Source organism: Variovorax sp. SRS16 (genome assembly GCF_901827165.1).
GTDB lineage: Bacteria > Pseudomonadota > Gammaproteobacteria > Burkholderiales > Burkholderiaceae_C > Variovorax.
In genome coordinates this window covers 697,254-721,894 of sequence record NZ_LR594666.1, presented here as the reverse complement: position 1 = coordinate 721,894, position 24,641 = coordinate 697,254, and the positions used below count along the sequence as shown (strand labels likewise).

Below are 24,641 nucleotides of genomic sequence, written 5' to 3'. Positions count from 1 at the left end.
GGCGAGTCTAAGTTGTGCGTCGCGGATGCGCGTGAAGGGGTTTTCGATGATGGATCGCAGGCACTTTTCACTCGCCGCGGGCGCAGCGGCGCTCGGGGGCTTCGGCATCGCGCGGGCACAGGCCGAGACGCCGATCGTGCTCGGCCAGTCGGCGCCGTTCACCGGGCCGGCCGCGCAGCTCGGCATCCAGTTCTACCAGGGCGCGAAGCTCTACCTCGACCAGTACAACGCGCAGCCGGGCCACCGCGAGGTCGTGATCAAATTTCTGGACGACGGCTACGAGCCCGATCGCTGCGCCGCCAACACGAAGCAATTCATCGACGACGACGTGTTCTCGCTGTTCGGCTACATCGGCACGCCCACCAGCCTCGCCGCGCTGCCGCTGGCCGTCGATGCGAAGCTGCCCTTCATCGCGCCCTTCACCGGCGCCATGGCCCTGCGCGACCCCTTCCACAGAAACGTGTTCCACCTGCGCGCCTCGTACAACGACGAGACCGCCGTGATCGTGAAGCAGCTCACCAACCTCGGGCTCAGGAAGATCGCGGTGTTCTACCAGAACGATGCCTACGGCAAGGCCGGGCTGGACGGCGTGAATCTCGCGCTCGCCCAGCTCAACCTGAAGCCCATCGCGCTGGCCACGGTCGAGCGCAATTCGGTCGATGTCGCGGCGGCGGTGGCGACCATCACGGCCAAGGGCCCGGATGCGGTGGTCCAGGTGGGCGCCTACAAGGCCTGCGCCGCCTTCATCCGCGCGGCGCGCAAGGAGGGCTATGGCGGCACCTTCTTCAACGTGTCCTTCGTCGGCACCCAGGCGCTGGCGGACGAACTCGGCAAGGACGGCGCCGGCGTGGTCGTGACGCAGGTGGTGCCCTCGCCCTACAGCCCGGCCAACGCGATCACGCGCGAGTTCGTCGAGGCGGCGAGCAAGACCGACGGCGCGACCAAGGCCAACTACTCGAGCATGGAAGGCTATCTGGCCGCCAAGGTGCTGGTCGAAGGCCTGCGGCGCGCGCCCTCGGGCAAGGTCTCGCGCGACGGCTTCATCGCCGGACTGGAAAGCATCGACCGCCAGCAGTTCGGCGGCTTCGAGGTGTCGTTCTCGCCGCGCAACCACGTGGCTTCGAAGTTCGTCGAGCTGTCGATGATCACGGGCGACGGAAGAGTCCGGACCTAGCCTGCCGCGCTCCCGGCGAGGCCATCCACCGCCTGGAACATGGCCTGCCGAGCCTGGCTGATGATCTGGCCGCGCCAGGCGTCGCTGTCCGTGTAGAACGCCTCCAGCATCCGCGCGCGGATCGACGCGGCCAGTTCCGCCGGCGCCTCCGGATGCTTGTGCAGCCAGTGGTCGGCCCGCAGCGCGCCGGTCACCTCCAGGATCGGCAGGGTGCCGTATTCGAGCGCGATGCCGGTGTATTCGGCGCGCGGGCATTCCTCGTAGATCGCCGTCCACATCAGCCCGGTCAGGAAGGCCGAGGTCGAGGAGCCGTCGTAGATCGAGGTGACCGGCGCGGCGGGCGTGCCCCACCAGGCATTGGCGCGCTGGTAGGCCGGCTTGTCGTCGCTGCAGGCGAAGATGCGCTCGCCGACGCCGCTGGGGCCAAGGCCCGTGTGCAGGTCGATCCAGGCCAGCCTGCGCGCGGCCTGCGCCTCTGCGCGCAGCACCTCGCGCAGCGTCGCGTTGCTCCAGGTCGGCGACTTGCCGCCGAAGAAGAGGCCGTCCTCGAACTGGTACTGGCCGCCGCTCACCGCGGCCTGGTAGGCGGTCACGCCGTGCTGCCCGATCCACGCCGAGATCGCGGCCTGATTGCCGGCATCGGGCGGCCACACCTCGGGCAGCAGCAATGCGTGCAGTTCCGCATAGGCGGCGTTGACCGGCGCGGGCCGGGAGAAATCGATGAAGTTGCGGTTCAGGTCGACGTTCTCGTTCGTCACGCGCCGCCCATGCGAGAAGCCGTGCGGATTGAGGGCATGCACGTACAGCACCGCCACGCCTTGCGCGCGGGCCTTCTCGCGCCATTCGGCGTCGTGCAGCGCGAACACCTGGACGCCGCTGCCGCAGTAACCCTCGACGCCGTGGCAGGCGCTGGTGACGATCAGCAGGCGCTCGGCATCCGCGTCGCCGTCGAGCGCGACATCCATCGCCAGCGCTTCGCCGTCGCGGCCCTTCAGCGGATGGGCATGCGAGCGCACGGCCAGCCCCGCGTCGGCGCAGGCCTGCAGGAATTTCTGGCGCGCCTGGGCATAGCGCGACGAGAAGGCTTCGGCAATTCCGATCATTGGAGGAACTCCTCGGCCAGCCGCACCCAGCAGGTGGCGCCCAGCGGGATCAGATCGTCGTTGAAGTCGTAGCTCGCGTTGTGCAGCATGCACGGGCCGCCGCCGTGCTGCGCGGCACGGTGGCTGCCGTCGCCGTTGCCGATGAAGGCATAGGCGCCGGGCTTGGCCAGCAGCATGAAGGCGAAGTCCTCGGCCGTCATCGCCGGGTCCTGCACCAGCACGTTCTCCTCGCCGACGATGCCGGCCATCACGCGGCGCGCGAACCGGGCCTCGTCGACGGAGTTGAGGGTCGGCGGGTAGTTGCGGTGGAAGCGGAACTCGCACTGCGCGTCGTGGGCGGCGCACACGTGCTCGGCGACCTGGCGCATGCGGGCCTCGATCAGATCGAGCACCTCCAGCGAGAAGGTGCGCACCGTGCCCTGGAGCTGGCAGGTGTCGGGAATGACGTTGGTGGCCTCGCCCGCATGGATCATGGTGACCGAGATGACGCCGGCATCGGTCGGCTTCTTGTTGCGCGTGATGATGGCCTGGAAGGCCTGCACGATCTCGCAGGCCACCAGCACCGGATCGACGCCCGTGTGCGGCAGCGCAGCATGGCCGCCCTTGCCCCGGATGGTGACGAAGAACTCGTTGCTCGACGCCATCGCCGGCCCCGGACTGACCGCGAACTGCCCGACCTTCATCCCCGGCCAGTTGTGCATGCCGAACACGGCGTCCATCGGGAACTGCTCGAAGAGCCCCTCCTTGACCATCTCGCGCGCGCCGCCGCCGCCCTCCTCGGCCGGCTGGAAGATCAGGTAGACCGTGCCGTCGAAATTGCGGTGCTTGGCCAGATGCTGCGCCGCCGCCAGCAGCATGGCGGTGTGCCCGTCGTGGCCGCAGGCGTGCATCTTGCCCTTGTGCTGGCTCGCATGGGCGAAGGTGTTGAGCTCCGTGACCGGCAGCGCGTCCATGTCGGCGCGCAGGCCCACGGCGCGGCCGCTGCTGCCGTTCTTGACGATGCCGATGACGCCGGTGGTGCCGAGCCCGCGATGGATCGGGATGCCCCATTCGGTGAGCTTGGCCGCCACCACGTCAGCGGTGCGCACCTCCTGGAAGCAGAGTTCGGGATGGGCGTGCAGATCGCGTCGGACCGCAGCGATGCCTGCCGCCTGGGTGACGAGGGAATCGATGAGTTTCATGGGCACAGTCTAGGCCCACTCTCACACGAAGTGGGTAGGTCTGGGGTGTGCGAAGAGCTTTGGGGTGTGCCAAGATGGTTTTATGGCCCATCCGCTTTCAGCCCGCAGCCTCGAATTCGCGCAGACCCTGGTGCGCATGAACACCGTCAGCGCGAACAGCAACCTCGAGCTGATCGACTTCGCGCGCGACCACCTCGCCGGGCTGGGCATTCGAAGCCGGCTCACCTACAACGCCGACCGCACCAAGGCCAACCTGTTCGCCACGCTCGGCGCCGGCAAGCCGGCCGGCGTGATTCTCTCGGGCCACACCGACACCGTGCCGTGGGACGGCCAGGACTGGAGCGTCGACCCGCTCTCGGCCATCGTGCAGGACTGGCCGCAGGACAACGACGACGACGAAGCAACTGCCGTGGAGCCGCGGCTCTACGGACGCGGCGCGGCCGACATGAAGAGCTTCATCGCGATCGCGCTGGCCAATGCCGAATGCTTCATCGAAAGCGACTCGCCCTTCGCGGTGCACTTCGCCTTCAGCTACGACGAGGAGGTCGGCTGCTTCGGCGTGCGCGAGCTGATCGCCGACATGAAGGACCAGCGCATCCATCCGCTGGCCTGCATCATCGGCGAGCCGACCCACATGGTGCCTGCGATCGCGCACAAGGGCGTCTACCGCTACCGCTGCTGCGTGCGGGGCAAGGAGGCGCATTCGTCGCTCACGCCGCAGTCGGTCAACGCCATCGAGATGGCCGCGCGCGTGGTCGGCAAGCTGCGCGACATGGCCGACGGCTTCGAGCGCGACGAGCCGCGCTACGAGGGCTTCGACGTGCCCTACAGCACTGCCAGTGTCGGCCAGTTCCACGGCGGCATCGCCGACAACGTGGTGCCGCGCGACGCCGAGTTCCGCTACGAATTCCGCAACCTGCCCACCGCCGATGCGCTGCTGATGCAAAAGGAGATCGCGACCTATGCCGCCCACATGGAGCCCGGCATGAAGAAGGTCGCGCCCGATGCCGGCTTCAGCTTCGAGACCCTCTGCGAGGTGCCGAGCTTCCTGGGCTCGGCCAGCGACCCGGTGACGCGGCTCGCGCAGCGCCTGGCCGACGAGCCGCGCACCACCCTGGTCGCCTTCGGCACCGAGGCCGGCATCTTCAAGGGCGCAGGCATCCCGACCGTGGTCTGCGGCCCGGGCAGCATCGTGCAGGCACACCAGCCGGACGAGTTCGTGACGCTGGCACAGCTGGCACGTTGCGAGGCATTTCTTCAGCAGCTTGCAAAGACCAGGGAGATCCGCTGAAACGGATCGCACTGGGCCTGCTGTGCGCCGCCGCGCTGCTCTACGCGGTGGCAGCGGCGCTCGAAGCCAGACACCCGGCCTGGGGTTACGTCGCCGCCTTCGCCGAAGCAGCGATGGTCGGTGCGATCGCCGACTGGTTCGCGGTGGTGGCGCTGTTTCGCCATCCGCTCGGCCTGCCGATTCCGCACACCGCGATCATCCCGGCCAACAAGGACCGCATCGGCGCCAAGCTCGCGGGCTTCATCGTCGACAACTTCCTCAGCACGCCGCAGGTGCTGGCCAAGCTCGCGCAGTTCGATCCCGCTGCGCGGCTGGCGGACTGGCTCGCGCGGCCCGAGCGCGCGGCGAAGCTGGGCGAGATCCTGGTGGCTGCAGCGCGCTACGGCCTCGGCGCCTTCGACGATGCGCGCGTGCGCGACTTCCTCGGCCGCATCGCGAGCGCGGGGCTCGCGCAGGTCGACGTCGCGAAGCTGGCCGGCCAGGCGCTCGATGCGCTGACGGCCGGCGGGCGCCACCAGGCGCTGCTCGACGACGTGCTGGCGCAGGTCGCGCAGGTTGTCGAAGGCGACGACGTGCAGACGCAGATCGCCGACGCGATCGCGCGTGAGATCAAGGCCCTGCGCTACGTCGGCCTCGACCAGGTCGCTGCACGCCTGGCTACGCGCAAGATCGTCGCCGCGGCGGCCCGCACCATCGCCGAGCTGGCGGCCGAGCCCGCGCATCCGCTGCGGCTGCGCTTCGATGGCTACATGACGGACTTCGTCGAACGCCTCAAGACCGATCCGGATTTCCAGCGCCGCGGCGAGACCATCCGCGACGAGCTGCAATCGCACCCGGCGCTCGGCGACTACCTGCACGGCTTGTGGAGCGAGCTGCTGGCCTGGCTGCACGACGATCTGGCCCGCGACGATTCCAGCATCCGCCAGCGCATCGTCGCGATGGCGCGCGCGCTGGGCGCACGGCTGCAGGCGGACCCCGCGATGCGGCGCTGGATCAACGAGCAGATCGTCGATGCCGCGCCGCGCGCGATCGAGCGCTACCGCGAGGACATCCGGCGCTACATCGTCGAGCGCGTGGCCGAATGGAACACCGGCGAGATGACGGTCGAGCTGGAGCGCCACATCGGGCGCGACCTGCAGTTCATCCGCGTGAACGGCACGCTGGTCGGCGGCCTGGTGGGGCTGGGCATCCATGCCCTGACCCAGGTCTGGAAGGGCTAGGAGGCGAGCGAACGCTGCTCGGCGATCACCAGCAGGCCGTCCATGATCAGGCCGTCGACGAGTTCGAAATCGCCGTTCATGCTGGGCGCCATCTTCCAGCCCGCGCCGCCGGTCATGTAGCAGGCCGGCTCCGCCGCGCAATGCGCCCGCACGTGCTGCACCATGCGCTCGACGGCGCCCGCAATCGCATAGGTGCCGCCGCTGGTCAGCGCATCGCTGGTGTTGGTCGGAAAGGGCCGCACCTCGCCGGTCGGGACATGCAGGCCGGCCGTGCCCGATTCGAGCGCGCGCAGCATGATGCCGTGGCCCGGCAGGATCAGGCCGCCCATGAACCGGCCGTCGGCGTCCACGGCCTCGACGGTGACCGCGGTGCCGATCATCACCACCACCATCGGACGCGCCGGCCCCTGCTGGAGCATGCGGTGGCGCGCGCCGATCATCGCCACCCAGCGGTCGGCGCCCAGGCGCGTCGGATGGTCGTAGCCGTTGACGATCCCGGCCTCGGCCGCGCTGGCGACGACCCACTGCGGCGAGCAATCGAAGCGCTCGCCCAGCTGTTCCTCCGCCCGGCGCCGCACCGCATCGCCGGCCACCACGCAGCCCAGCACGGACGCCGGCGCGGGCAGGTCGGCCCAGGGGCCTTCGGCCAGCCGCTCGATGTGGTCGAGGAACTCGGCCCCGTGCGCCTGCAGCACGGCGCCCGGCCGCGCCGCGTCGTAGAGGGACCACTTGAGGCGGGTGTTGCCGATGTCGATCGCGAGGAATGCCATGCGCGGGATTATTGCGAGTTGTGCTTACGGGCGCTTGCACATCGGAGAGCCGCCTGCGCGCAGCCGTCATGTTCAGACGTTAAAGTGCCTGCTCAACCTCAACCACGGCGCAAGGAGAACACCATGGGTTTGCTGAGTTTCATCAAGGAAGCGGGAGAAAAACTGTTCGGCGGCTCGACCGCCCAGGCCGCGGAACCGAGTCCGGATGCGGAGCAGGTGGCGGCCACGGCCATCAAGACCTACATCGAAACCCAGAACCTCGGCCTGACCGGCCTCGAAGTGGCCTATGCCGCCGCCACCGGCGTGGTGACGCTCTCGGGCCAGGCGCCTTCGCAGGAAGCGAGCGAGAAGGCTTCGCTCGCCGCGGGCAACGTGCACAACGTGACGCAGGTCGACAACAACCTGACGGCACCCGAGGCCGCTCCGGCGCAGTACCACGACGTGGTCCGGGGCGACACCCTGTCGGCGATCTCGAAGCAGTACTACGGCGATGCCAACAAGTACAACGCGATCTTCGAGGCCAACAAGCCGATGCTCACCAGCCCCGACAAGATCTATCCCGGCCAGAAGCTGCGCATACCTCCACTGGGCACGTAAGCACACGGGCCACCATTCGCCCCTTTCGTGGAACACCGCGGAACCGGCTTCGTCGGGCCGCAGGTGTTGCCCCCTGCAAGGGGGTTGGCGAAGCGACACGCAGTGCGCGAAGCCTGGGGGTTAGCTTTGTTTCCAGGGCAAACCACGGAGGCGCCAGCCGCCCTTGCGGCCGCGGTGCCCCTGCTCGTCGGCGTCGCCCTCGAAGCCTTCGAGGATGTTGTAGGCCTCGATGCCCAGCTCGGTGGCGCGCTTCGCGGCGGCGATCGAGCGCACGCCGCTGCGGCACAGCAGCACGGCCTTCTTGCCTGCCGGCACGGCGGCACGAATGCCCTCGTCGAAGCCGGCGTTCGGCGCCATGCCCGGCCATTGCTTCCATGCGAGCGCGACCGCGCCCGGCACATAGCCGACCCATTCGCGCTCCGCGTCGCTGCGCACGTCGACCAGCACCGCCTGGCCGCTGTGCATCCACTCGGCGGCCTGCTCGGGCGTCACGTCGCCGGCATAACCTTGGGCCGGCTTCGAATTCTGCGTTGTCATGGCGATTCCCATCCTGACGGATCCTTGCGTTCATTGAGACTGCCGATTCTCGGCCCTTCATGAAACCCTCCCCGCCTCTCCACCCTTCCCACGTCTGCGATGAATTCATTTCTTGAACGCCTGGGCCGCGCGATCCGCCGTCTGCTGTCCGGCCTCGGACGCGCCGCACCGCCGCTCGGCCCGGACCAATGGACCGACGGCACCTTCTCGCAGCAAGGCCGCGCCATCGCCTACAAGCTGTTCGTGCCGGCGCGAGGCACGGGCACGCCGCGGCCTCTGGTGGTGATGCTGCACGGCTGCACCCAGAACCCTGAGGACTTCGCCACCGGCACCGGGATGAACCGGCTGGCCGCCGAGCGCGACTTCCTGGTCCTGTATCCGGCGCAGTCGCCGCGCGCCAACGCCGGCAAATGCTGGAACTGGTTCATCACCCAGCACCAGCGCGCGGATCGCGGCGAACCCGCCTTGCTGGCGGCACTCACGCGGGAGGTCATCGACGTGCACGCGGCCGACCCCGGCCGCGTCTACGTGGCTGGCCTGTCGGCGGGCGGCGCGATGGCCGACATCCTCGGGCGCACGCATCCCGAGCTCTTCGCCGCGGTCGGCGTGCATTCGGGCCTGACGGCCGGCGCGGCGCACGACCTGATGTCCGCGCTCGCCGTGATGAAGGACGGGCCGGCCGCAGCGCCGGCCGACGCCCCGGCCGTCGGCCCGGCGCCGCCGACCATCGTTTTCCACGGCGATGCCGATGGCACGGTGCATCCCCTCAACGGCGAGCGCGTGGTGGCGGCCGCGCTCGCACAGCGCGAGGGCGGCGCGGCGGCGCCGCGGCAGAGCGAAGGCCGTTCGCCGCAGGGCCAGGCCTTCACCCGCCGCCAATATGCCGATGCCCGCGGCCGCATCGATGTCGAAGCGTGGCTGCTGCACGGCGCGGGCCACGCCTGGGCCGGCGGCAGTGCCGCGGGCTCGTTCACCGATCCGGCCGGGCCGGACGCCAGCGCCGAGATGCTGCGCTTCTTCCTCGCGCATCCGATGCCGAAGCGCGCCGACAAAGACCGATAGGCCGACTCGCGCGTTGCATCCGCAGACAGGAAGGATCCGTCGATGCATCACCCTCTCGCTTCGAAGCCGCGACCGCGCATTGCATGGCTGCTCGGGCTCGCGCTGCTCTTCACCGGCCCGCAGGCCTTGGCGCAGCAGGATCCGCCCGGCCGCGTCGCCCAGCTGAATTTCCACCAGGGCACGGTGAGCTTCTCGCCGGCCGGCGACGACAGCTGGTACGACGCCGCGCCCAACCGGCCGCTCACCACCGGTGACCGGCTCTGGACCGACCGCGGCGCGCGCGCCGAGCTGTACATCGGATCCACCGCGGTCCGGCTCGACGAGCAGACCGAGCTCGCCCTCTCCGAGCTGAGCGACGACACGGCGCGCCTCACCGCGCTGCAGGGCAGCGTGGCCGCGCGGGTGCGTGGCGATCTCGCGGGCAGCCGCTTCGAGATCGACACCGGCAACCTCGCCGTGGTGATCGACGCAGCGGCCGACCTGCGCATCGATGCCGATCCGGACTCGGACATCACCCACGTCGCGGTCGCCTCGGGCAACGCGACGCTGTACGGAGAAGGCGGCGAATCCCTGCAGCTCGGCGGCCGCCAGCAGCTGACCGTGTCGGGCCGCCATCTCGCGGCCGTGAGCGGCACGCCGGTGCAGGCCGGCGCCGACGCCTTCGAGCGCTGGGTGGCCGAGCGCAGCCGGCTCGAGGACCAGTCGGTCTCGGCCCGCTACGTCTCGCGCGAAGTGGCCGGCTACCAGCAGCTCGACAACTACGGCGACTGGCAAAGCGATCCGGACTACGGCGAGGTCTGGTATCCGCGCGACGTCGACGCCGACTGGGCGCCCTACCAGGACGGCCAATGGGTCGACGTCGCGCCCTGGGGCTGGACCTGGGTCGACGCGGCGCCCTGGGGGTTCGCGCCCTTCCACTACGGACGCTGGGCGCGCATCGGCCGGCGCTGGTGCTGGGTGCCGGGCCGCCCGAACGCGCGGCCGGTGTATGCGCCGGCGCTGGTGGGCTTCATCGGTGGTGCCGGTGCTGCCCTGTCGATCGGCGGCGGCCGCAATGGCGTGGGCTGGTTCCCGCTGGCGCCGGGCGAAGCCTGGCAGCCGGGCTTTCGGGCCAGCCAACGCTACATCGACGAGGCCAACCGCTCGCTCGCCGCGAACCGCCAGGCCGCGGCGCGCAATGCCGAGTTCGCGAACCAGCGCGCACCGGGCGCGGTCACGATCGTGCCGTTGGACCTGTTCGGCCGCGCGCCGATCACGCGCCGCGACATCCTCCGGCTGCCGGATGCGCGCGTGCCGGCCATCGCGGCGGCCACGGCGCCGCCGGTTCCACTGCGCGGCGAGCGCGGCACGGGCGCCCCCGGCCGTCCGGCCGGCGCGCTGCCGCCGGGCATTGCGCAGGGCCGAACGCTGCAGAGCGGCGGCCCGCCGCCTGGCCCGCTGCGGCTGCCGCCTGCGCCGCGGCCGCCTGCGCCGCGGCCGCCACAGCTTCAGCCACGCGAAGCGATCCGGCAACAGCAGGAATTGCAGCAGCAGGCGGCGCAGATGCAGGCTCGGCAAATGCAGCTTCAGCAACAGCAGGCTCAGCAGATCCAGCTGCAGCAGCAACAAGCCCTGCGCGCGCAGCAGCAGGCCCAGCAGATGCAACAGCTGCAGCGGCAGAACACGCTTCGCCTGCCGCCCGGCCTTGCACCGCCCCAGCAACCGCCGCAACCGCGCGAACCTCAGCAGCAGCAACAACAACAGCAACGTCGACCCGGCGACACCCGCTTCCAGAACGGCGCACAGGGCCGCGAACCGGGCGGCTCGTAGCCCTCCACGAGCGCGCGGGCCCGCGGCGCCGGTACAGTCGGTGCCAAGGAGCATCCATGCGCACATTCGACTTCGACCTCTTCGTGATCGGCGGCGGCAGCGGCGGTGTCCGCGCCGCGCGCATGGCGGCCCAGCGCGGCGCGCGCGTCGCGCTGGCCGAGTGCGCCGAGCTCGGCGGCACCTGCGTCAACGTCGGCTGCATCCCCAAGAAGCTCTACAGCTACGCCGCCGGCTATGCCGAAGCCTTCGAGGAAGCGGCGGGCTTCGGCTGGTCCATCGGCGAACCGCGTTTCGACTGGGCCACGCTGAAGGCGAACCGCGCGCGCGAGATCCGGCGGCTCAACGGCATCTACCGCGGCCTGCTCGACGGCGTGGGCGTGACCCTCATTCAAGGCTGGGCGCAGCTGGCCGATCCGCACACGGTGCAGGTCGACGACAAGCGCTACACGGCGCGCCACGTGCTGATCGCCACCGGCGGCATGCCCTTCGTGCCCGAGCTCAGCGGCCGTGAGCACGTGGTCGTCTCGGACGCGATGTTCGACCTCGATCCTTTTCCGAAGCGGCTTGCGGTGGTCGGCGCGGGCTACATCGCCTGCGAATTCGCATCGATCTTCAATGGCCTCGGCGCGCAGGTCACGCATCTGTGCCGCGGTGCGCATCTGTTGAACGGCTTCGACGACGATGTGCGCCATTTCCTCGCCAAGGAGATGACACGCACCGGTATCGACATCCGCTTCAACACCGAGATCAACATGATCACGCGGCAGAAGGACGGCCTGTGCGCGATGCTGTCGCGCGGCCAGCGCGTCGAGGTCGACACCGTGCTCTATGCGACCGGGCGCGTACCCAACACCCAGGGGCTCGGCCTCGAAGCAGCGGGCGTGACGCTGGACGCGAAGGGCCGCGTGGCGGTCGATGCGCACTACCGCAGCTCGGTGCCTTCGGTCTACGCGGTGGGCGACGTGTCGACCCGCCAGCAGCTCACGCCGGTCGCGCTGGCCGAGGCGATGGTGGTGGTCGACACCCTGTTCGGCAAGGGCCGGCGCCAACTCGACTACGAATTCACGCCGACCGCCGTCTTCACGCATCCGAACATCGGCACCTGCGGCTACACCGAGGCCGCGGCACGCATGAAGTTCGGCGAGGTCACGCTCTACTCGAGCGAATTCCGCGCGCTGCGGCACACGCTCTCGGGCAGCGGGGAGCGTACCTTCATGAAGCTGGTGGTCGACAAAGCCAGCGACCGCGTGGTCGGCCTGCACATGGTCGGCCCGGATGCGGGCGAGATCGTGCAGGGCTTCGCGGTCGCGATGCGCGCGGGCGCGACCAAGGCGATGTTCGACAGCACCATCGGGATTCATCCGACGGTGGCGGAGGAGTTCGTGACGATGCGCGAGCCGATGCCGTGAACAGGCTCGCCAACAGGCTGATCAGCGCGTTTGCTGCTTGCCTTCGAGCAGCTTGACCATCACGAACAGCACGCGGTTCGCGGGCGTGGGCACGCCGAGCGCCTCGCCGCGCCGCACGACCAGGCCGTTGAGGTGGTCGATCTCGCTGAGCTTGCCGCGTGCGAGGTCTTGCGCGGTCGATGAGTACTGCGACGGCATGGACTGCGCAATGCCGCGCACGGCCGCATCGATGTCGCTCGGAATGACGATGCCTTCGGCCTTCGCGACGGCCAGGCATTCGGCGACCACGTCGCGGATCACATCGCTCACGCCCACGCCCTTCACGAGCACGCCGTAAGGCAGCTGCGACACGGCCGACAACGCGTTGTACGCGCAATTCAGGATCAGCTTGGCCCAGAGCGAACCGCGCACGTTGTCGGACATCTGCGCGGGCACACCCGCGGCGACCAGATGCCGTGCGATCGTCTCGCTGGCGTGGGACGACGCAATCACCAGCTCACCGCGGCCGTGGTGCTTCACGTGGCCCGGACCGGCCATTTCGGTGGCCACATAGACCACGGCCGCAATCACTGCGTTGGAGGTCAACACCGAACGCACGCGCTCGTCATTGTCGACGCCGTTCTGCAAGACGAGCACCAGCGCACCGGGTGAGAGGTGCGGCTTGATCTGCGCTGCGGCCGATTCGCTGTCCGTGGACTTGACGCAGAACAGCACGAGGTCGGCGCCCTGCACCGCGCTCGGCGCGGTGCTCGCATCGAGCCGCAGGTGTTCGTCGAAAGCCTTCGTCTCCAGCCGCAGCCCGTTCGCACGAACAGCCTCCACATGCAGGGGCCGGCCGATCAGCACCACCTCGTGACCCGCGCGCGCCAGCATGGCGCCGTAGTAGCAGCCGACTGCGCCGGCGCCCATGACTGCGACTTTCATCGATGCACTTCCCTGGTTGTTCGGTTTTCGAGGCTGACGGCGACCGGCACTTCACGCTTGCGCCCCCGCGACTTCAGCCCCTCGTCCATCAGCCATTCGCGAAAGGCCACGAAGGCCGGCAGGTCGAGCCGGTCCGGCCGGTAGCAGAGGTAGTGCCCCTGGTCCACGCTGACCGGCGTGCCGCAGGGGCTGATCAGCGCGCCTTCGGCCAGCTCTTCCTGCACCAGCAGCCTGGGCACCAGCCCGATGCCCAGGCCGTTGAGCGCCGCCTGGATCAGCGCCGAATATTGAGCGAAGCGCGGCCCCGCCATGGTCTTGACTTCGGGCACGCCGTGCTGCGCCGCCCATTGCCGCCAGGCCATCGGCGCACCCTCGTGATGCAACAGCGTGCGGCCCGCGATATCGGCCGGCTGCGCGATGCGATGGCGCCCTTCGACCAGCGCGCGCGCCGCGATCAGCACGAACTCGCGCCCTGCGATGTATTCGGAGACCACGCCCGGCCAACCGTCGGGGCCGTAACGGATCGCGGCATCGACGCCGGCCGGAATGCCGTCGTTCGGCTCCAGGTGGCGGCTGAAGCTCAGCATCACATGGCGGCTCTTCTGGCTGAAGGCCGGCAGGCGCGGAATCAGCCACTTGGTGAGGAAGGTGGGCACGCTCGCGAGCGTGAGCAGACCGGCGCCGGCATCGCCCGAGCGCGCCTCGAAGCTCGCGGTCTCGATGGCGCGCAGACCGCCCGAGATCTTCTGCCAGTACACGCGCCCCTGCGACGTGAGCTGCACGCCGCGGCCGTTCTTCTGCAGCAGCTCGCGGCCCAGGAAGGCTTCGAGCCCCGCGATCTGCTTGCTGACCGCGCTCACGGTGATGCACAGGGCGCCGGCCGCGAGCGTGATGCTCTGGTGGCGCGCCACGGCGTCGAAGGCCAGCAGTTCCTGGATGGTGGGGCAATCGCGCTTCATGCATGGCTCCGATGGATGAAAGCATCGTGAAAAACACTGTCTGATTGCTCAAGCGTCGTCATCCAACTTTCACCCATGCGTTCGCAGTTGCTTCCTAGAATTCCCGGCAAGCGTCGGCTGGCCGTGCGCAAAAAGTAGAGCATCCGGAAAGTATGCCGATTGCACAAGACTTTTGGAGACAAACTTGGTTCGCGGCATCTCGCTCATCTACGGCCTGTACCTGCTGCTGCCGATCGCCCTGCTGCTGATCGGCAGCTTCGGCGGCAACTGGACCAACACGCTGCTGCCCACGGGCGTCACCGGACAGTGGTACCTCGACCTGTGGCTCGACACCTCGTTTCGCAAGGCTTTCGCGAGCAGCCTCGCAGTGGCCCTGTCGGCCTGCGTGATCAACACGGTGCTCGCACTGCCCCTGGCCTACGCGCTGTACCACGGCGCCCGTCGCGGTGGAAGTCTGGCGGCACGCATCGTGAGCGCCACCCCGGTCGCGGTGCCGACCATCACGCTGGCCTTCGGCTACATGATCGCGTTCAACACCGACCTCACGCCCTGGCTGGGTTCGATGCCGCTGCTGATCGCGGCGCACGCGATCCTCACGCTGCCCTACCTCACCAACACGCTGCTGGCCGATCTGCGCCATCTGAACCTCGGGCGGCTCGAACAGGCGGCCGCGACGCTCGGTGCCTCGGGCTGGCAGCAGTTCACCGGCATCGTGCTGCCGAGCCTGCGGCAGAGCCTGATCAGCGGGCTGGTGATGGTGGCGGCCATTTCGGTGGGCGAGTTCGGGCTGTCGAACCTGCTCACGAGTTTCCAGAATCGCACCTACCCGGTGGTGCTGTTGCAGGCCTTCTATGGCGCGACGGGTTTTGCCTGCGCGGCGACCGTCATCCTTCTCGTGCTGGCGAGCGCGTCGGCCCTTCTTTCTTCCTCTCTGGTGAAGCAGCCGTGAGCCGCCGGGCCGCTCCCAAGGCGAACACCGCAGCGCGCAGCGCGAAGGTTACCCATCCATGAGCCTCCTTTTCGACAACGTCAGCTACAACTACCCGGGCAGCTCGCACGGCCTGCACGATGTATCGCTCGATGTGCGCACCGGCGAGCTGGTGGCGGTGATCGGGCCGAGCGGCTCGGGCAAGTCGACCATGCTCAAGCTGGTGTCGGGCCTGGAGACGGGTCACACCGGCCGCATTGCGCTCGGCGGCGAAGACATGTCCCGCACGCCGGTGCACGAGCGGCACATCGGCATGGTGTTCCAGAGCTATGCGCTGTTTCCGCACCTGAGCGTGCTGGACAACGTGGCCTACGGGCTCAAGTTGCGCAAGGTGACCACGACCGAAAGACGCCGCCGCGCGCAGGAGTTGCTCGACATCGTGGGGCTGGGTGAATACGCCCAGCGCGCGGTCGCTCAGCTCTCGGGCGGCCAGCAGCAGCGCGTGGCCCTGGCCCGCGCGCTCGCCATCGACCCGCGCGCGCTGCTGCTCGACGAACCGCTCTCGGCGCTCGACGCCGGCGTGCGCGGCCACCTGCGCGACCAGATCCGCGCGATCCAGCAGCGCTTCAACGCGACCACCTTGCTGGTCACCCACGACCAGGAAGAAGCGCTCGTGATGGCCGACCGGGTGGCAATGCTCAAGGACGGCCGGCTGCTGCAGATCGCCACGCCGCGCGACATCTACGAGAACCCCGCGAGCCGTGCGGTGGCGGAGTTCGTCGGGCTCTCGACGATCCTGCCCGCGAAGGTGGCCGCGCCGGGTCGGCTGGACCTGGGCTTTGCCGAGCTTTTCGCCGCCACCGGCAGCCGCCCGTCCGGGACCGCGGTGCATCTGCTGGTGCGTCCCGAACACATCCGGCCCGACCCCGCGCCCGACAGCGTGAACCGGCTCGCGGGCCGCACCGGCGCGCAGCGCTACCTGGGTGCGCTCACGCGCTACGACTTCGAAGTGGCCGGCGCCCCCAAGGCCTTCCTCGCCGAGTCGGCTGCACCGGCTGCCGAGGCCATTGCCATCGCCCCCGAACACCTTCGCCTGCTCGACCACTGAGCCGGCCCCTTTCGTCCTGTCTCTCCAAGGAGCCACCATGCAACGCAGACATCTGATCCAGGCCGCCGGCGCACTGCCGCTGGCCACGCTCGCGGCCCGCACCGCCTTCGCCTTCGACGGCCCCGAGCTCTATGCGGGCGAGAAGGCGCTGTACGCCGAGGCGCAGAAGGAAGGGCTGTGCGTCTCCTTCGACACCGGTCCCGAATGGGCCAACTGGAAGTCGCTGTTCCGCGACTTCAAGAAGCGCTACCCCGAGATCGAGCTGACCTACAACGACATCGGCTCCGCCGCCACCGTGGTCGCGCTGGAGAAGACCAAGCGCCGCCCGCAGGCCGACACGGCCTACTACTTCGCCGCCTCGGGCGTCGATGCCGCGAAGAAGGACGTGGTCGCGCCCTTCAAGCCCGTCAACTTCGACAAGCTGCCGCCCGTGTTCCGCGAGGCCGAAGGCCGCTGGTTCACCATCCACACGCTGAACATCGCCTTCCTGGTCAACAAGAAGCTGGTGAAGAACGTGCCCACGAGCTGGGCCGACCTGCTCAAGCCCGAGTTCAAGAGCACGGTGGTCTACCTCGACCCGCGCTCCACCGGCATCGGCCAGGTGCTGGCCTTCGCCGCGGCCTATGCCAACGGCGGCAGCGTCGACAACGTGCAGCCCGGCACCGACTACCTCGGCAAGCTGCATGCGGCCGGCAACGTGCTGCGGGTGGAAGGCACCACGCCGTATGCCAAGTTCCTGAAGGGCGAGATCCCGGTGTGGATCAGCTACGAGAACGACGGCCTCAAGGCCAAGTACGTCGACGGCATGGGCGATGCGGTCGAGGTCGTGATTCCGAAGGAAGCCAGCGTGGCCGCGCCGTATGCGATCAGCCTGGTGAAGAACGGGCCGAACCCGAACGCAGGCAAGCTGTGGCTCAACTTCACCATGAGCGAGGCCGGCCAGTCGCTGTTCGCGCAGGGCTTCGTGCGTCCGGCCGTGCCGGGCACGCCGCTCAGTGCCGATGTCGCAGCGAAGATGCCGGCCGCGCCGCAGATCCGTCCGCTCGACGTGGTGAAAGCCTCGGAGCGCAAGGCCGACGTGGACAAGCTCTGGGCGCAGGCCGCGCTGGGAAAGTAAGCCGCCATGCGACGCTTTGGCGCCTGGCCCGCATGGGCCTTCATGGCGCTGTTCTTCGCGGTGCCGCTGGCGGCCCTGCTGCCCGAGGCCTTTGCCGAGGGTGGCAGCGCCTTCGGACGGCTGTTCGGCAATCCGCTGTTCCTGGGCGCGCTGCGCAACACGCTGGGCCTGGGCCTGGCGGCGGGCGCGATCTCGGCGCTGGTGGGCACCTGCATCGCCATCGAACTCGCGCGCCAGCCCGAAGGCCGGCGCCAGTGGATGATGACCTTGCTGGGCCTGCCGCTGGCCTTCTCGGGGTTGGTGATCGCCTACGGATTCATCCTGGCCTTCGGGCGCGCCGGCTTCGTGACGCAGCTGCTCGCGGGGCTGGGTGCCGACCCGGCGGTCATCGGCAGTTGGATCTACAGCGTGTCGGGCCTGGGTTGCGCCTATGCCTACTACCTGATTCCGCGCGTCGCGCTGTCGCTGTACCCCGTGTTCGCGAACCTCGACCTGCGCCCGGCGCAGGCGGCGCGCACGCTGGGTGCTTCGCGTGCGCGGGCCTTCCGCGACACGGTGGTGCCCGAGGTCATGCCCTCGGTGCTGTCGAGCGCCTGCATGGTGGCGGCGATCGCGATGGGCACCTATGGCACGGCGCTGGCGCTGGTGGGCACGCAACTCAACATCCTGCCGCTGATGCTGCTCGCGCAGCTGGGCGACGGTGGTTCCGATTTCTCGGTGGCAGCGGCCTTGTCGCTGGTGCTGATGGTGGCGTGTGTGATCGTGATGGGAGTGGGCGATGTCGTTACGCGAAGGCGCGAGCGCGGTGCTGTCGGCACCGGTCACTGAGGCGCTGACGCGCCTCGCGCAGAAACAACGGGGGCCGGCCCGCCACCGCCAGCCCGTGGCCATCCTCGGCCCGGGCGACGGCGGGCCGGCCGAATGCGAAGCGGCCTACGCCGTGGCGCATGCACTGGCCGGTGCCGGCATGGCGGTGATCTGCGGCGGGCGCGGCGGCGTGATGGCCGCAGCCTCGCGCGGCGCCACCGCGGCCGGCGGCATTGCCGTGGGCATCCTGCCCGAAGAGGATGACCGCAACGCCAACGACTGGCTCAGCGTGGCCATTCCCACCGGCATGGGCGAGATGCGCAACGCGATCATCGCGCGCAGTGGCGTATGCCTGCTTGCCATCGGCGGCAACATGGGCACGCTGTCGGAGATGGCCATGGGACTCAAGTGGGGCAAGCCGGTCTTCGTGATGCATGGGGATGTGGCGCTGCCGGGCGCGGTGCAGACTGCCGACGTGAACGACATGCTCGCCAAGGTGCTGGACTGCCTGCTGGCCTGAGTCCCGCAGCGACAAAGTGGCCGACACGGCCGCATTGCACAATGACGGCATGCCCTACATGCCCGCCTTCGTCGCCCCCGCCCGCTTCACCGATCCCGACGCCGCGTTCGAACAGGTGCGACTCATCTACGACGGCGGCCTGCAGCACCTGCGCGAGGCGATGCTGCGCTTCGTGGCCGGTGACAGCCTCACGGGGCGGGTACGGGCCTGTTATCCCTTCGTTCGCGTGCACACGCACACGGTCTCGCGCCGCACGCCGGTGGCCAATGCGGGCCTGAGCTACGGCTTCGTGTCGGGGCCGGGGCGCTTCGAGACGACGCTCACGCGGCCCGACCTGTTCAGCCGCTACTACCGCGAGCAGTTCCGGCTCTTGCTCGAGAACCACCAGGTCGAGCTCGAGATCGGCACCAGCACGCAGCCGATCCCGATCCACTTCTCCTTCGCCGAGAACGACCACATCGAAGGCAACATGAGTGCCGAGCGCCGCGCACTGATGCGCGACGTGTTCGACCTGCCCGACCTCGGCGCGATGGACGACGGCATTGCCAACGGCACCTTCGAGGCGCGGCCCGGCGAGGCGCAGCCGCTCGCCCTCTTCACCGGCGCGCGCGTCGACTACTCGCTGCACCGGCTGCGCCACTACACCGGCACCGCGCCCGAGTGGTTCCAGAACTTCGTGCTGTTCACCAACTACCAGTTCTACATCGACGAGTTCGTGCGGCTCGGCCTCGAGGCGATGACCGACGCGCACAGCGAATACGTCGCCTTCATCCAGCCCGGCAACGTGATCACCCGCCGGCGCGGACTGGCCGCGGGGTCGAGCAAGACCTTCGGTGCGCTGCTCGACGGCACGCAGGGCACGCCGCCGCCGCGGCTGCCGCAGATGCCGGCCTATCACCTGGTGCGCGAGGATTGCAGCGGCATCACGATGGTCAACATCGGCGTCGGCCCGGCCAATGCCAAGACCATCACCGACCACGTCGCGGTGCTGCGCCCGCATGCGTGGATGATGCTCGGCCATTGCGCCGGCCTGCGGCAGGGGCAGCAGCTGGGCGACTACGTGCTCGCGCATGCCTATGTGCGCGAGGACCACGTGCTCGACGAGGAGCTGCCGCTGTGGGTGCCGATCCCGGCGCTGTCGGAGATCCAGCTCGCGCTCGAGAAGGCGGTGGCGCAGGTCACCGGCACCGAGGGGCCCGAACTCAAGAAGATCATGCGCACCGGCACCGTGGCGAGCACCGACAACCGCAACTGGGAGCTCTTGCCCGGCAACCGGCCGCAGCGCCGCTTCAGCCAGAGCCGCGCCGTGGCGCTCGACATGGAAAGCGCCACCATCGCCGCCAACGGCTTTCGCTTTCGCGTGCCCTACGGCACCCTGCTGTGCGTGAGCGACAAGCCGCTGCACGGCGAGATCAAGCTGCCCGGCATGGCCAACCAGTTCTACCGCGAGCGCGTCGAGCAGCACCTGCGCATCGGCATGGCCGCGATCGACGTGCTGCGCAGCGAAGGCACGAGCCGGCTGCACAGCCGCAAGCTGCGCAGCTTTGCCGAAGTGGCGTTCCAGTAGCCGGCGAAGCGCTCAGTTCGATTCGAAGAGTTCCGGCATTTCGCGCTGCGCCTTGGGCGTGAGCGTCAATGCGCGGCCATCGAGTTCCTGCCGCACCCAGCCGCGCCGCAGCGACAGCTGCAGCCACGCCGCGCCGAGCGCGCCGCCCAGGTGCGGACGCCGCTCGCTCCAGTCGAGACAGGCGCAGGCGAAGCGGCGGCGCGAACCGCGCGCACCGTCGACATCGATGCCCAGGCTTTCGAGCGCGACCGCACCGTCGGGCGTGAGTTCGTAGTCGCCGTCCTCGGCCTTCCGGTGCAGCCAGCCCTGCGCATGCAGCCGGTCGTGCAGCGCGACGCCGGCCATGCCAGCCATGTGGTCGTAGCAGGTGCGCGCCGCGCGCAGGCGGCTCGGCGCGGTGGGCTTGAATTCGCCGCGCGGCGCACCGGCCACCACCAGCAGGCCTTCGAGCGCGGCGCCGACCTCGGGGCTGGCGAGGCGGAAGTAGCGGTGCTTGCCTTGCGCGACCGACTCGACCAGCCGCTGCTCCCTGAGCCTTGCCAGATGCGCGCTCGCGGTCGAGGCGGCGACCTCGGCCACGGCCGCCAGCTCGGTCGCCGTGCGCGCATGGCCGTCGAGCAGGCAGCACAACATGCGCGCGCGCGCCGGCTCGGCGATGGCGCCGGCCAGGCGCGCGAGGTGGGTGTCGGCAGTGATTGCATCCATACTTCGATGCTAAACGAAGTGTGAACGCAAAGGAAGCGGCACACTGCAGACATGAAACCGCCCGCCTCACCCGCCGACGTGATCGCCGCCGTCACGCATCCGAATCCCTATCCCTGGTATGCGGCCCTGCGCAACGGGCCGCCGCTGGTCTTCGACGAGCACCTTCGGTTGTGGGCCGCGAGCCGCGCCGAGGTCGTGTGCGAGGTGCTCGCGTGCGAAGCACTGCGCGTGCGCCCGCCGGCCGAGGCGGTGCCGCGCGCCATCGCGGGCACGCCGGCCGGCGAAGTATTCGGCCATCTGGTGCGTATGAACGACGGCGCGCCACACGTGGCGCACCGGCCGCCGCTGCAGCGCGCACTGGCCGGGCTCGACCGGCAGGCCGTGCATGCGGCGGCGCTGAAGATCGCGGCCGGGCTGCCTGCCGCGCCGGTGTCGGATCTCTGCTTTGCCATGCCCGTCTGCGCCGTCGCACACCTGCTCGGGTTCGCCGACGACATGCTGCTGCGCGTGACGGACTGGATGCGCGACTTCGTCGCCTGCCTTTCCGCGCTGTCGAGCGCGTCGCAGCTGCAGGCCGCGAGCGAGGCCGCTGCGGCGCTGATGATGCGCTTCGAACAGCTGGTCAGCGATCAGCCGGCAGCCGGCGCCAGCCTGCTCGCCGCGGTGCAGGCCGAAGTCCCGGGCGATGGGTCCCGTGTGACGCTGGCCAATCTGGTCGGCCTGCTGTCGCAGACCTGCGAGGCCACGGCAGGCCTGCTCGGCAACAGCCTGATCGCACTGGCCCGCGAGCCCGGGCTGCGCCGCAAGATCGGGTCGCGCGCCGAGCTGCTGCAGCCGCTGGTGGACGAGGTCGCGCGGCACGATCCTTCGGTCCACAACACGCGCCGCTTCGTGGCCGAGCCGACGGTCCTCGCCGGCATGCCGCTCGCGCCCGGCGACGCCGTGCTGGTGGTGCTCGCCGCGGCGAATCGCGATCCCTCGCTCAACCCGGCGCCCGCGACCTTCGAGTTGCTGCGCGCCGAGCGCCGGATGCTGGGCTTCGGCCATGGCCCGCACGCGTGCCCCGGCCAGGCCCTGGCCTGCACCCTCGCGGCGGCTGGCGTACAGGCCCTCCTGGCCGATGGACTCGATATCGACATGCTGATGGACCGCGGCTGGGACTACCGGCCTTCGGCAAACGTCCGCATTCCCGTCTTCCGCTGAGGGCCGTGACGCGCGGGCCCGATCAGGCCGCTTGCGCCCAGCGCCCGGTCGCCTCCAGATGCGGCGACATCTGTGCGCGCCCCCAGCGCAGCGGCAACGCAGCCGGCATGCGCCGCGCCGCCAGCACCTGCATCCGAAGCAGCCGGCGCGCGCCCTCGAAGGCATCCACCTCGGGTCCGTTCCAGATGACTTCGGCGCTGACTGCGACTTGCAGCAGGTCGCCGGTCTCGAAGTCGATGAACAGCAGCCCCGCGCGCGGATGCACGACGATATTGCCGAGCGTGTTGAAGAAGAGATTGCCGTCGAAGTCCGGCACCGTCAGCGTGCCCTCGCCGCTCAGTCCCACGAAACCGGGCCGGCCACCGCGATGCGACACGTCGACGCCATGCGACGGCTCGCCGTCGACGCCCGAGCCGGCCGCCGACGGGTAGGCAGTGGCGATGAAGAAGGTGTCCGCATGGGTCACCATCCGCCTCGCATTCGCGTCCAGCCGACCGCCGAGTTGCACGACCTTTGGCGCGGCGTCGCGCGGCACGAAGACAGCCTCCCGCGCCTGGATGTACCGGGGGCAGTTGCCGAAGCTTTGCCGCACCTCGACCGAGAAGCCTTCTGCATCGACCACGTCGATCACGCCGTTCATGCGGTTGCGGCGGCGCGTGTGCGGCTCGATGCCGAGCAGGCCGATCGATGCGCCCGTGACGAGGGCCGCAGCCAGCGGATCGCCGGCAAGCGGCCGCGCGTCGACGCGCAGATGCTGCGGATCGGGCGAATGCACGAAGCCGGGTGGTGCGGCCAGCACGCCGGCCCAGGGTTGATGCCGGTCGTCGATGCTCCCCGCCGCCAAAAAGGGCAGTTGCGCGAAGAAGAGCCGATGCTGTTCGGGCATGTGGTCGCGCAGCACGCGCGGTCCGAGCTCCGCCATCCGCTCGCTGACGCCGGCGAGATTCTGCAGGGCGCGCTCGCCCTCGTGCCACGGCACGCGTTCCGGCGCGTTCATGCGGCCAGCCCGATCCGCTGCGGTGCCATCGGCACGAAGCCCGGCAGCGCCTCGATGCGCGCCAGCCATGCGCGCAGCTGCGGATAGGCGTCGAGCGAGACATTGCCTTCGGGCGCATGCGCCACGTAGCTGTAGTTGGCGATGTCGGCCAGCGTCGATTGCGGGCCGGCGAGGAAGGGCCGCCCGGCCAGCTCGGACTCCATCACGCGCAGCAGGTCGTGCGAGCGCGCGATCGCCTCGGCCGGTTCCCGGTGCAGACCGAACATCACGATCACGCGCGCCACCGAAGGTCCGGACGCCAGCTGTCCGGCCGCGACCGAGAGCCAGCGCTGCACGCGCGCCGCGCCGAGCGGATCGCGCGGCATCCAGCGCGCCGGATCGGGCGCGTAGCGTTCGTTGAGATAGACCAGGATCGCATTGGAATCCGGCAGGGTCACTTCGCCATCCTCGATCACCGGCACCTGGCCGAACGTGTTGCGGCGCAGGAACTCGGGCGTGCGCTGCGCACCGGCGCGCAGGTCGACCTCGATGGTCTCGAAGGGCAAGCCGAGCAGCGAAAGAAAAAGCCGCACCCGGTGCGAATGACCGGACACGGACGAGCTGTAGACCTTGATGGGCTGTGCGGGGCGAGTGGCTGTCATGGGGTTTCTCCGGGGGTGTGGCTGTGAGAGTCGATTCTGTGTTGCTCCATCTTTCGAAGTAATGGCCTCAGCCGTATTTGACTGCTCCGATTTCCGGTTTAATCACGCCATGGACCGCCTCAAGGCCATGCACACCTTCGTACAGATCGCCGAGCAGGGCAGCCTGACCCGCGCGGCCGACGCGCTCGACAGTTCGCTGCCGGCCGTGGTGCGTGCGCTGGCGGCGCTGGAGGCGCACCTCGGCGTGCGGCTGTTCCACCGCACCACGCGCCGCATCTCGCTGACCGAGGAAGGCCGGCACTACCTGGACAGCGCACGCGAGGTGTTGGCCGCGGCCGACGCCGCCGATCGCGCGCTCGCGGTCGAGGCGGCCGAGCCGGCGGGCCAGCTCACGGTCACGGCGCCCGTGCTGTTCGGCCACATGTACGTCGCGCCCGCCATCGTGCGTTTTCTCCAGCGTCACCACAAGGTGCGCTGCAGCGTGCTGCTGCACGACCGCACGGTCAACCTCCTGGAGGAAGGCATCGATGTCGGCATCCGCATCAGCGCACTGGAGGACTCGTCACTGGTCGCGCAGACGCTGGGCAGCATCCGCCGCGTGGTGGTCGCGAGCCCGGCGTATCTGAAGCAGCACGGCACACCGGCGCATCCGCGCGAACTGCTGGACGCCAACTGCGTGTGCCTGCAGCCCGGCAGTTCGGCGCACTGGGCCTTTCGCGAACAGGGCCGGCCGCTGAAGATCGCGGCCCGGGGCAACATCGACTTCAACCACATTGCACCCGCGGTCGAAGCCTGCGCCGCAGGGCTGGGCTTCGGCAACTTCTTCTCCTATCAGGTACTGCCGATGGTGGCGCAAGGCCGGCTCGCGATCGTGCTCGAAGACTTCGAGCCGCCGCCGCGGCCGGTGAGCGTGATCTATCCCCATGCGCGGCTGCTGCCGGCGCGCACGCGTGCGTTCATCGAATGGATGAAGGCGGAGTTCACGGGGCTGCGGCTCTGAGCGTCACGGGCA

General features: G+C 69.5%; 24 protein-coding genes. 15 read left to right on the top strand and 9 right to left on the bottom strand.

Annotated features, from left to right (window positions below; translation table 11 throughout):
- Positions 1–46 precede the first annotated feature (46 nt).
- Complete coding sequence (locus E5P2_RS03545; protein ID WP_162565780.1) at positions 47–1,174, top strand: ABC transporter substrate-binding protein; 1,128 nt, start codon at positions 47–49, stop codon at positions 1,172–1,174.
- Here the strand turns inward: E5P2_RS03545 and E5P2_RS03540 are convergent.
- Both E5P2_RS03540 and E5P2_RS03535 read right to left on the bottom strand, forming a co-directional pair.
- Positions 1,171–2,277, bottom strand: coding sequence for a M14 family metallopeptidase (locus E5P2_RS03540; RefSeq protein ID WP_162565779.1), 1,107 nt, complete (start codon positions 2,275–2,277; stop codon positions 1,171–1,173). The two genes, E5P2_RS03545 and E5P2_RS03540, sit on opposite strands and share 4 nt — an antisense overlap.
- On the bottom strand, positions 2,274–3,458 hold the full coding sequence (locus E5P2_RS03535) for a M20 aminoacylase family protein (protein WP_162565778.1): 1,185 nt from the start codon (positions 3,456–3,458) through the stop codon (positions 2,274–2,276). The genes E5P2_RS03540 and E5P2_RS03535 overlap by 4 nt, the downstream gene beginning before the upstream one ends.
- A gap of 82 nt (positions 3,459–3,540) precedes the next feature.
- Here E5P2_RS03535 and argE point away from each other — a divergent pair, with 82 nt between their 5' ends.
- A complete protein-coding gene (gene argE / locus E5P2_RS03530) occupies positions 3,541–4,749 on the top strand; it encodes an acetylornithine deacetylase (protein ID WP_162565777.1) in 1,209 nt (402 codons plus the stop codon).
- Entirely contained in the window at positions 4,701–5,969 is a 1,269-nt protein-coding gene (locus E5P2_RS03525) for a DUF445 domain-containing protein (protein ID WP_232080562.1), read from the top strand. Before argE ends, E5P2_RS03525 begins: the two co-directional genes overlap by 49 nt.
- On the opposite strand, the gene E5P2_RS03520 is transcribed toward E5P2_RS03525, so the two are convergent.
- Entirely contained in the window at positions 5,966–6,739 is a 774-nt protein-coding gene (locus E5P2_RS03520) for a type III pantothenate kinase (protein ID WP_162565776.1), read from the bottom strand. The genes E5P2_RS03525 and E5P2_RS03520 overlap by 4 nt on opposite strands.
- Positions 6,740–6,862: 123 nt before the next feature.
- Between E5P2_RS03520 and lysM the strand changes: the two genes are divergently transcribed.
- Complete coding sequence (gene lysM / locus E5P2_RS03515) at positions 6,863–7,336, top strand: peptidoglycan-binding protein LysM (protein ID WP_162565775.1); 474 nt, start codon at positions 6,863–6,865, stop codon at positions 7,334–7,336.
- A gap of 120 nt (positions 7,337–7,456) precedes the next feature.
- Here lysM and E5P2_RS03510 read toward each other — a convergent pair whose 3' ends face one another.
- Entirely contained in the window at positions 7,457–7,873 is a 417-nt protein-coding gene (locus tag E5P2_RS03510) for a rhodanese-like domain-containing protein (RefSeq protein ID WP_162565774.1), read from the bottom strand.
- A 99-nt stretch (positions 7,874–7,972) separates the two neighbouring features.
- On the opposite strand from E5P2_RS03510, the gene E5P2_RS03505 reads away from it, so the two are divergent.
- Genes E5P2_RS03505 through gorA form a run of 3 tightly spaced genes read left to right on the top strand, consistent with a single transcriptional unit; the run spans position 7,973 to position 12,153 of the window.
- Positions 7,973–8,935: an extracellular catalytic domain type 1 short-chain-length polyhydroxyalkanoate depolymerase gene (locus E5P2_RS03505; RefSeq protein WP_162565773.1), complete on the top strand. Its 963-nt coding sequence runs from the start codon at positions 7,973–7,975 to the stop codon at positions 8,933–8,935.
- 42 nt (positions 8,936–8,977) lie between these two features.
- Positions 8,978–10,744, top strand: a complete 1,767-nt coding sequence (locus tag E5P2_RS03500) for a DUF6600 domain-containing protein (protein ID WP_162565772.1) — start codon at positions 8,978–8,980, stop codon at positions 10,742–10,744.
- 56 nt (positions 10,745–10,800) lie between these two features.
- Positions 10,801–12,153, top strand: a complete 1,353-nt coding sequence (gene gorA, locus E5P2_RS03495; RefSeq protein WP_162565771.1) for a glutathione-disulfide reductase — start codon at positions 10,801–10,803, stop codon at positions 12,151–12,153.
- 21 nt (positions 12,154–12,174) lie between these two features.
- Here gorA and E5P2_RS03490 read toward each other — a convergent pair whose 3' ends face one another.
- Together E5P2_RS03490 and E5P2_RS03485 are read right to left on the bottom strand one after the other, a co-directional pair.
- The gene (locus E5P2_RS03490) at positions 12,175–13,077 is read right to left on the bottom strand and encodes a ketopantoate reductase family protein (RefSeq protein WP_162565770.1); all 903 of its coding nucleotides are present in this window, start codon (positions 13,075–13,077) and stop codon (positions 12,175–12,177) included.
- Positions 13,074–14,036, bottom strand: coding sequence for a LysR substrate-binding domain-containing protein (locus E5P2_RS03485; RefSeq protein WP_162565769.1), 963 nt, complete (start codon positions 14,034–14,036; stop codon positions 13,074–13,076). Before E5P2_RS03485 ends, E5P2_RS03490 begins: the two co-directional genes overlap by 4 nt.
- Positions 14,037–14,220: 184 nt before the next feature.
- Between E5P2_RS03485 and E5P2_RS03480 the strand changes: the two genes are divergently transcribed.
- Genes E5P2_RS03480 through E5P2_RS03455 form a run of 6 tightly spaced genes read left to right on the top strand, consistent with a single transcriptional unit; the run spans position 14,221 to position 20,083 of the window.
- Entirely contained in the window at positions 14,221–14,985 is a 765-nt protein-coding gene (locus E5P2_RS03480) for an ABC transporter permease (protein ID WP_162565768.1), read from the top strand.
- 58 nt (positions 14,986–15,043) lie between these two features.
- On the top strand, positions 15,044–16,072 hold the full coding sequence (locus E5P2_RS03475) for an ABC transporter ATP-binding protein (protein WP_162565767.1): 1,029 nt from the start codon (positions 15,044–15,046) through the stop codon (positions 16,070–16,072).
- A gap of 37 nt (positions 16,073–16,109) precedes the next feature.
- On the top strand, positions 16,110–17,189 hold the full coding sequence (locus tag E5P2_RS03470; protein WP_162565766.1) for an extracellular solute-binding protein: 1,080 nt from the start codon (positions 16,110–16,112) through the stop codon (positions 17,187–17,189).
- A 6-nt stretch (positions 17,190–17,195) separates the two neighbouring features.
- Entirely contained in the window at positions 17,196–18,017 is an 822-nt protein-coding gene (locus tag E5P2_RS03465; RefSeq protein WP_162565765.1) for an ABC transporter permease, read from the top strand.
- Positions 17,968–18,516, top strand: a complete 549-nt coding sequence (locus E5P2_RS03460; RefSeq protein ID WP_162565764.1) for a TIGR00725 family protein — start codon at positions 17,968–17,970, stop codon at positions 18,514–18,516. The genes E5P2_RS03465 and E5P2_RS03460 overlap by 50 nt, the downstream gene beginning before the upstream one ends.
- Positions 18,517–18,565: 49 nt before the next feature.
- Entirely contained in the window at positions 18,566–20,083 is a 1,518-nt protein-coding gene (locus E5P2_RS03455) for an AMP nucleosidase (RefSeq protein ID WP_162565763.1), read from the top strand.
- 12 nt (positions 20,084–20,095) lie between these two features.
- On the opposite strand, the gene E5P2_RS03450 is transcribed toward E5P2_RS03455, so the two are convergent.
- Positions 20,096–20,788, bottom strand: coding sequence for an ArsR/SmtB family transcription factor (locus E5P2_RS03450; protein WP_162565762.1), 693 nt, complete (start codon positions 20,786–20,788; stop codon positions 20,096–20,098).
- A gap of 51 nt (positions 20,789–20,839) precedes the next feature.
- Here E5P2_RS03450 and E5P2_RS03445 point away from each other — a divergent pair, with 51 nt between their 5' ends.
- Positions 20,840–21,991 (top strand): cytochrome P450, encoded by a 1,152-nt coding sequence (locus tag E5P2_RS03445; protein ID WP_162565761.1) that lies wholly within the window; start codon positions 20,840–20,842, stop codon positions 21,989–21,991.
- A gap of 22 nt (positions 21,992–22,013) precedes the next feature.
- Here the strand turns inward: E5P2_RS03445 and E5P2_RS03440 are convergent, their stop codons facing one another.
- On the bottom strand, positions 22,014–22,988 hold the full coding sequence (locus E5P2_RS03440; protein WP_162565760.1) for a pyridoxamine 5'-phosphate oxidase family protein: 975 nt from the start codon (positions 22,986–22,988) through the stop codon (positions 22,014–22,016).
- Positions 22,985–23,629 (bottom strand): glutathione S-transferase family protein, encoded by a 645-nt coding sequence (locus tag E5P2_RS03435; protein WP_162565759.1) that lies wholly within the window; start codon positions 23,627–23,629, stop codon positions 22,985–22,987. Before E5P2_RS03435 ends, E5P2_RS03440 begins: the two co-directional genes overlap by 4 nt.
- Before the next feature lie 109 nt (positions 23,630–23,738).
- Between E5P2_RS03435 and E5P2_RS03430 the strand changes: the two genes are divergently transcribed.
- A complete protein-coding gene (locus E5P2_RS03430) occupies positions 23,739–24,629 on the top strand; it encodes a LysR family transcriptional regulator (RefSeq protein ID WP_162565758.1) in 891 nt (296 codons plus the stop codon).
- Positions 24,630–24,641: the final 12 nt, after the last annotated feature.

Coding starts and splice junctions, on each gene's coding strand:
- E5P2_RS03545 (WP_162565780.1), top strand. CDS start 47: ATGATGGATCGCAGGCACTTTTCACTCGCCGCGGGCGCAGCGGCGCTC.
- E5P2_RS03540 (WP_162565779.1), bottom strand. CDS start 2,277: ATGATCGGAATTGCCGAAGCCTTCTCGTCGCGCTATGCCCAGGCGCGC.
- E5P2_RS03535 (WP_162565778.1), bottom strand. CDS start 3,458: ATGAAACTCATCGATTCCCTCGTCACCCAGGCGGCAGGCATCGCTGCG.
- argE (WP_162565777.1), top strand. CDS start 3,541: ATGGCCCATCCGCTTTCAGCCCGCAGCCTCGAATTCGCGCAGACCCTG.
- E5P2_RS03520 (WP_162565776.1), bottom strand. CDS start 6,739: ATGGCATTCCTCGCGATCGACATCGGCAACACCCGCCTCAAGTGGTCC.
- lysM (WP_162565775.1), top strand. CDS start 6,863: ATGGGTTTGCTGAGTTTCATCAAGGAAGCGGGAGAAAAACTGTTCGGC.
- E5P2_RS03510 (WP_162565774.1), bottom strand. CDS start 7,873: ATGACAACGCAGAATTCGAAGCCGGCCCAAGGTTATGCCGGCGACGTG.
- E5P2_RS03505 (WP_162565773.1), top strand. CDS start 7,973: ATGAATTCATTTCTTGAACGCCTGGGCCGCGCGATCCGCCGTCTGCTG.
- E5P2_RS03500 (WP_162565772.1), top strand. CDS start 8,978: ATGCATCACCCTCTCGCTTCGAAGCCGCGACCGCGCATTGCATGGCTG.
- gorA (WP_162565771.1), top strand. CDS start 10,801: ATGCGCACATTCGACTTCGACCTCTTCGTGATCGGCGGCGGCAGCGGC.
- E5P2_RS03490 (WP_162565770.1), bottom strand. CDS start 13,077: ATGAAAGTCGCAGTCATGGGCGCCGGCGCAGTCGGCTGCTACTACGGC.
- E5P2_RS03485 (WP_162565769.1), bottom strand. CDS start 14,036: ATGAAGCGCGATTGCCCCACCATCCAGGAACTGCTGGCCTTCGACGCC.
- E5P2_RS03475 (WP_162565767.1), top strand. CDS start 15,044: ATGAGCCTCCTTTTCGACAACGTCAGCTACAACTACCCGGGCAGCTCG.
- E5P2_RS03470 (WP_162565766.1), top strand. CDS start 16,110: ATGCAACGCAGACATCTGATCCAGGCCGCCGGCGCACTGCCGCTGGCC.
- E5P2_RS03465 (WP_162565765.1), top strand. CDS start 17,196: ATGCGACGCTTTGGCGCCTGGCCCGCATGGGCCTTCATGGCGCTGTTC.
- E5P2_RS03460 (WP_162565764.1), top strand. CDS start 17,968: ATGTCGTTACGCGAAGGCGCGAGCGCGGTGCTGTCGGCACCGGTCACT.
- E5P2_RS03455 (WP_162565763.1), top strand. CDS start 18,566: ATGCCCTACATGCCCGCCTTCGTCGCCCCCGCCCGCTTCACCGATCCC.
- E5P2_RS03450 (WP_162565762.1), bottom strand. CDS start 20,788: ATGGATGCAATCACTGCCGACACCCACCTCGCGCGCCTGGCCGGCGCC.
- E5P2_RS03445 (WP_162565761.1), top strand. CDS start 20,840: ATGAAACCGCCCGCCTCACCCGCCGACGTGATCGCCGCCGTCACGCAT.
- E5P2_RS03440 (WP_162565760.1), bottom strand. CDS start 22,988: ATGAACGCGCCGGAACGCGTGCCGTGGCACGAGGGCGAGCGCGCCCTG.
- E5P2_RS03435 (WP_162565759.1), bottom strand. CDS start 23,629: ATGACAGCCACTCGCCCCGCACAGCCCATCAAGGTCTACAGCTCGTCC.
- E5P2_RS03430 (WP_162565758.1), top strand. CDS start 23,739: ATGGACCGCCTCAAGGCCATGCACACCTTCGTACAGATCGCCGAGCAG.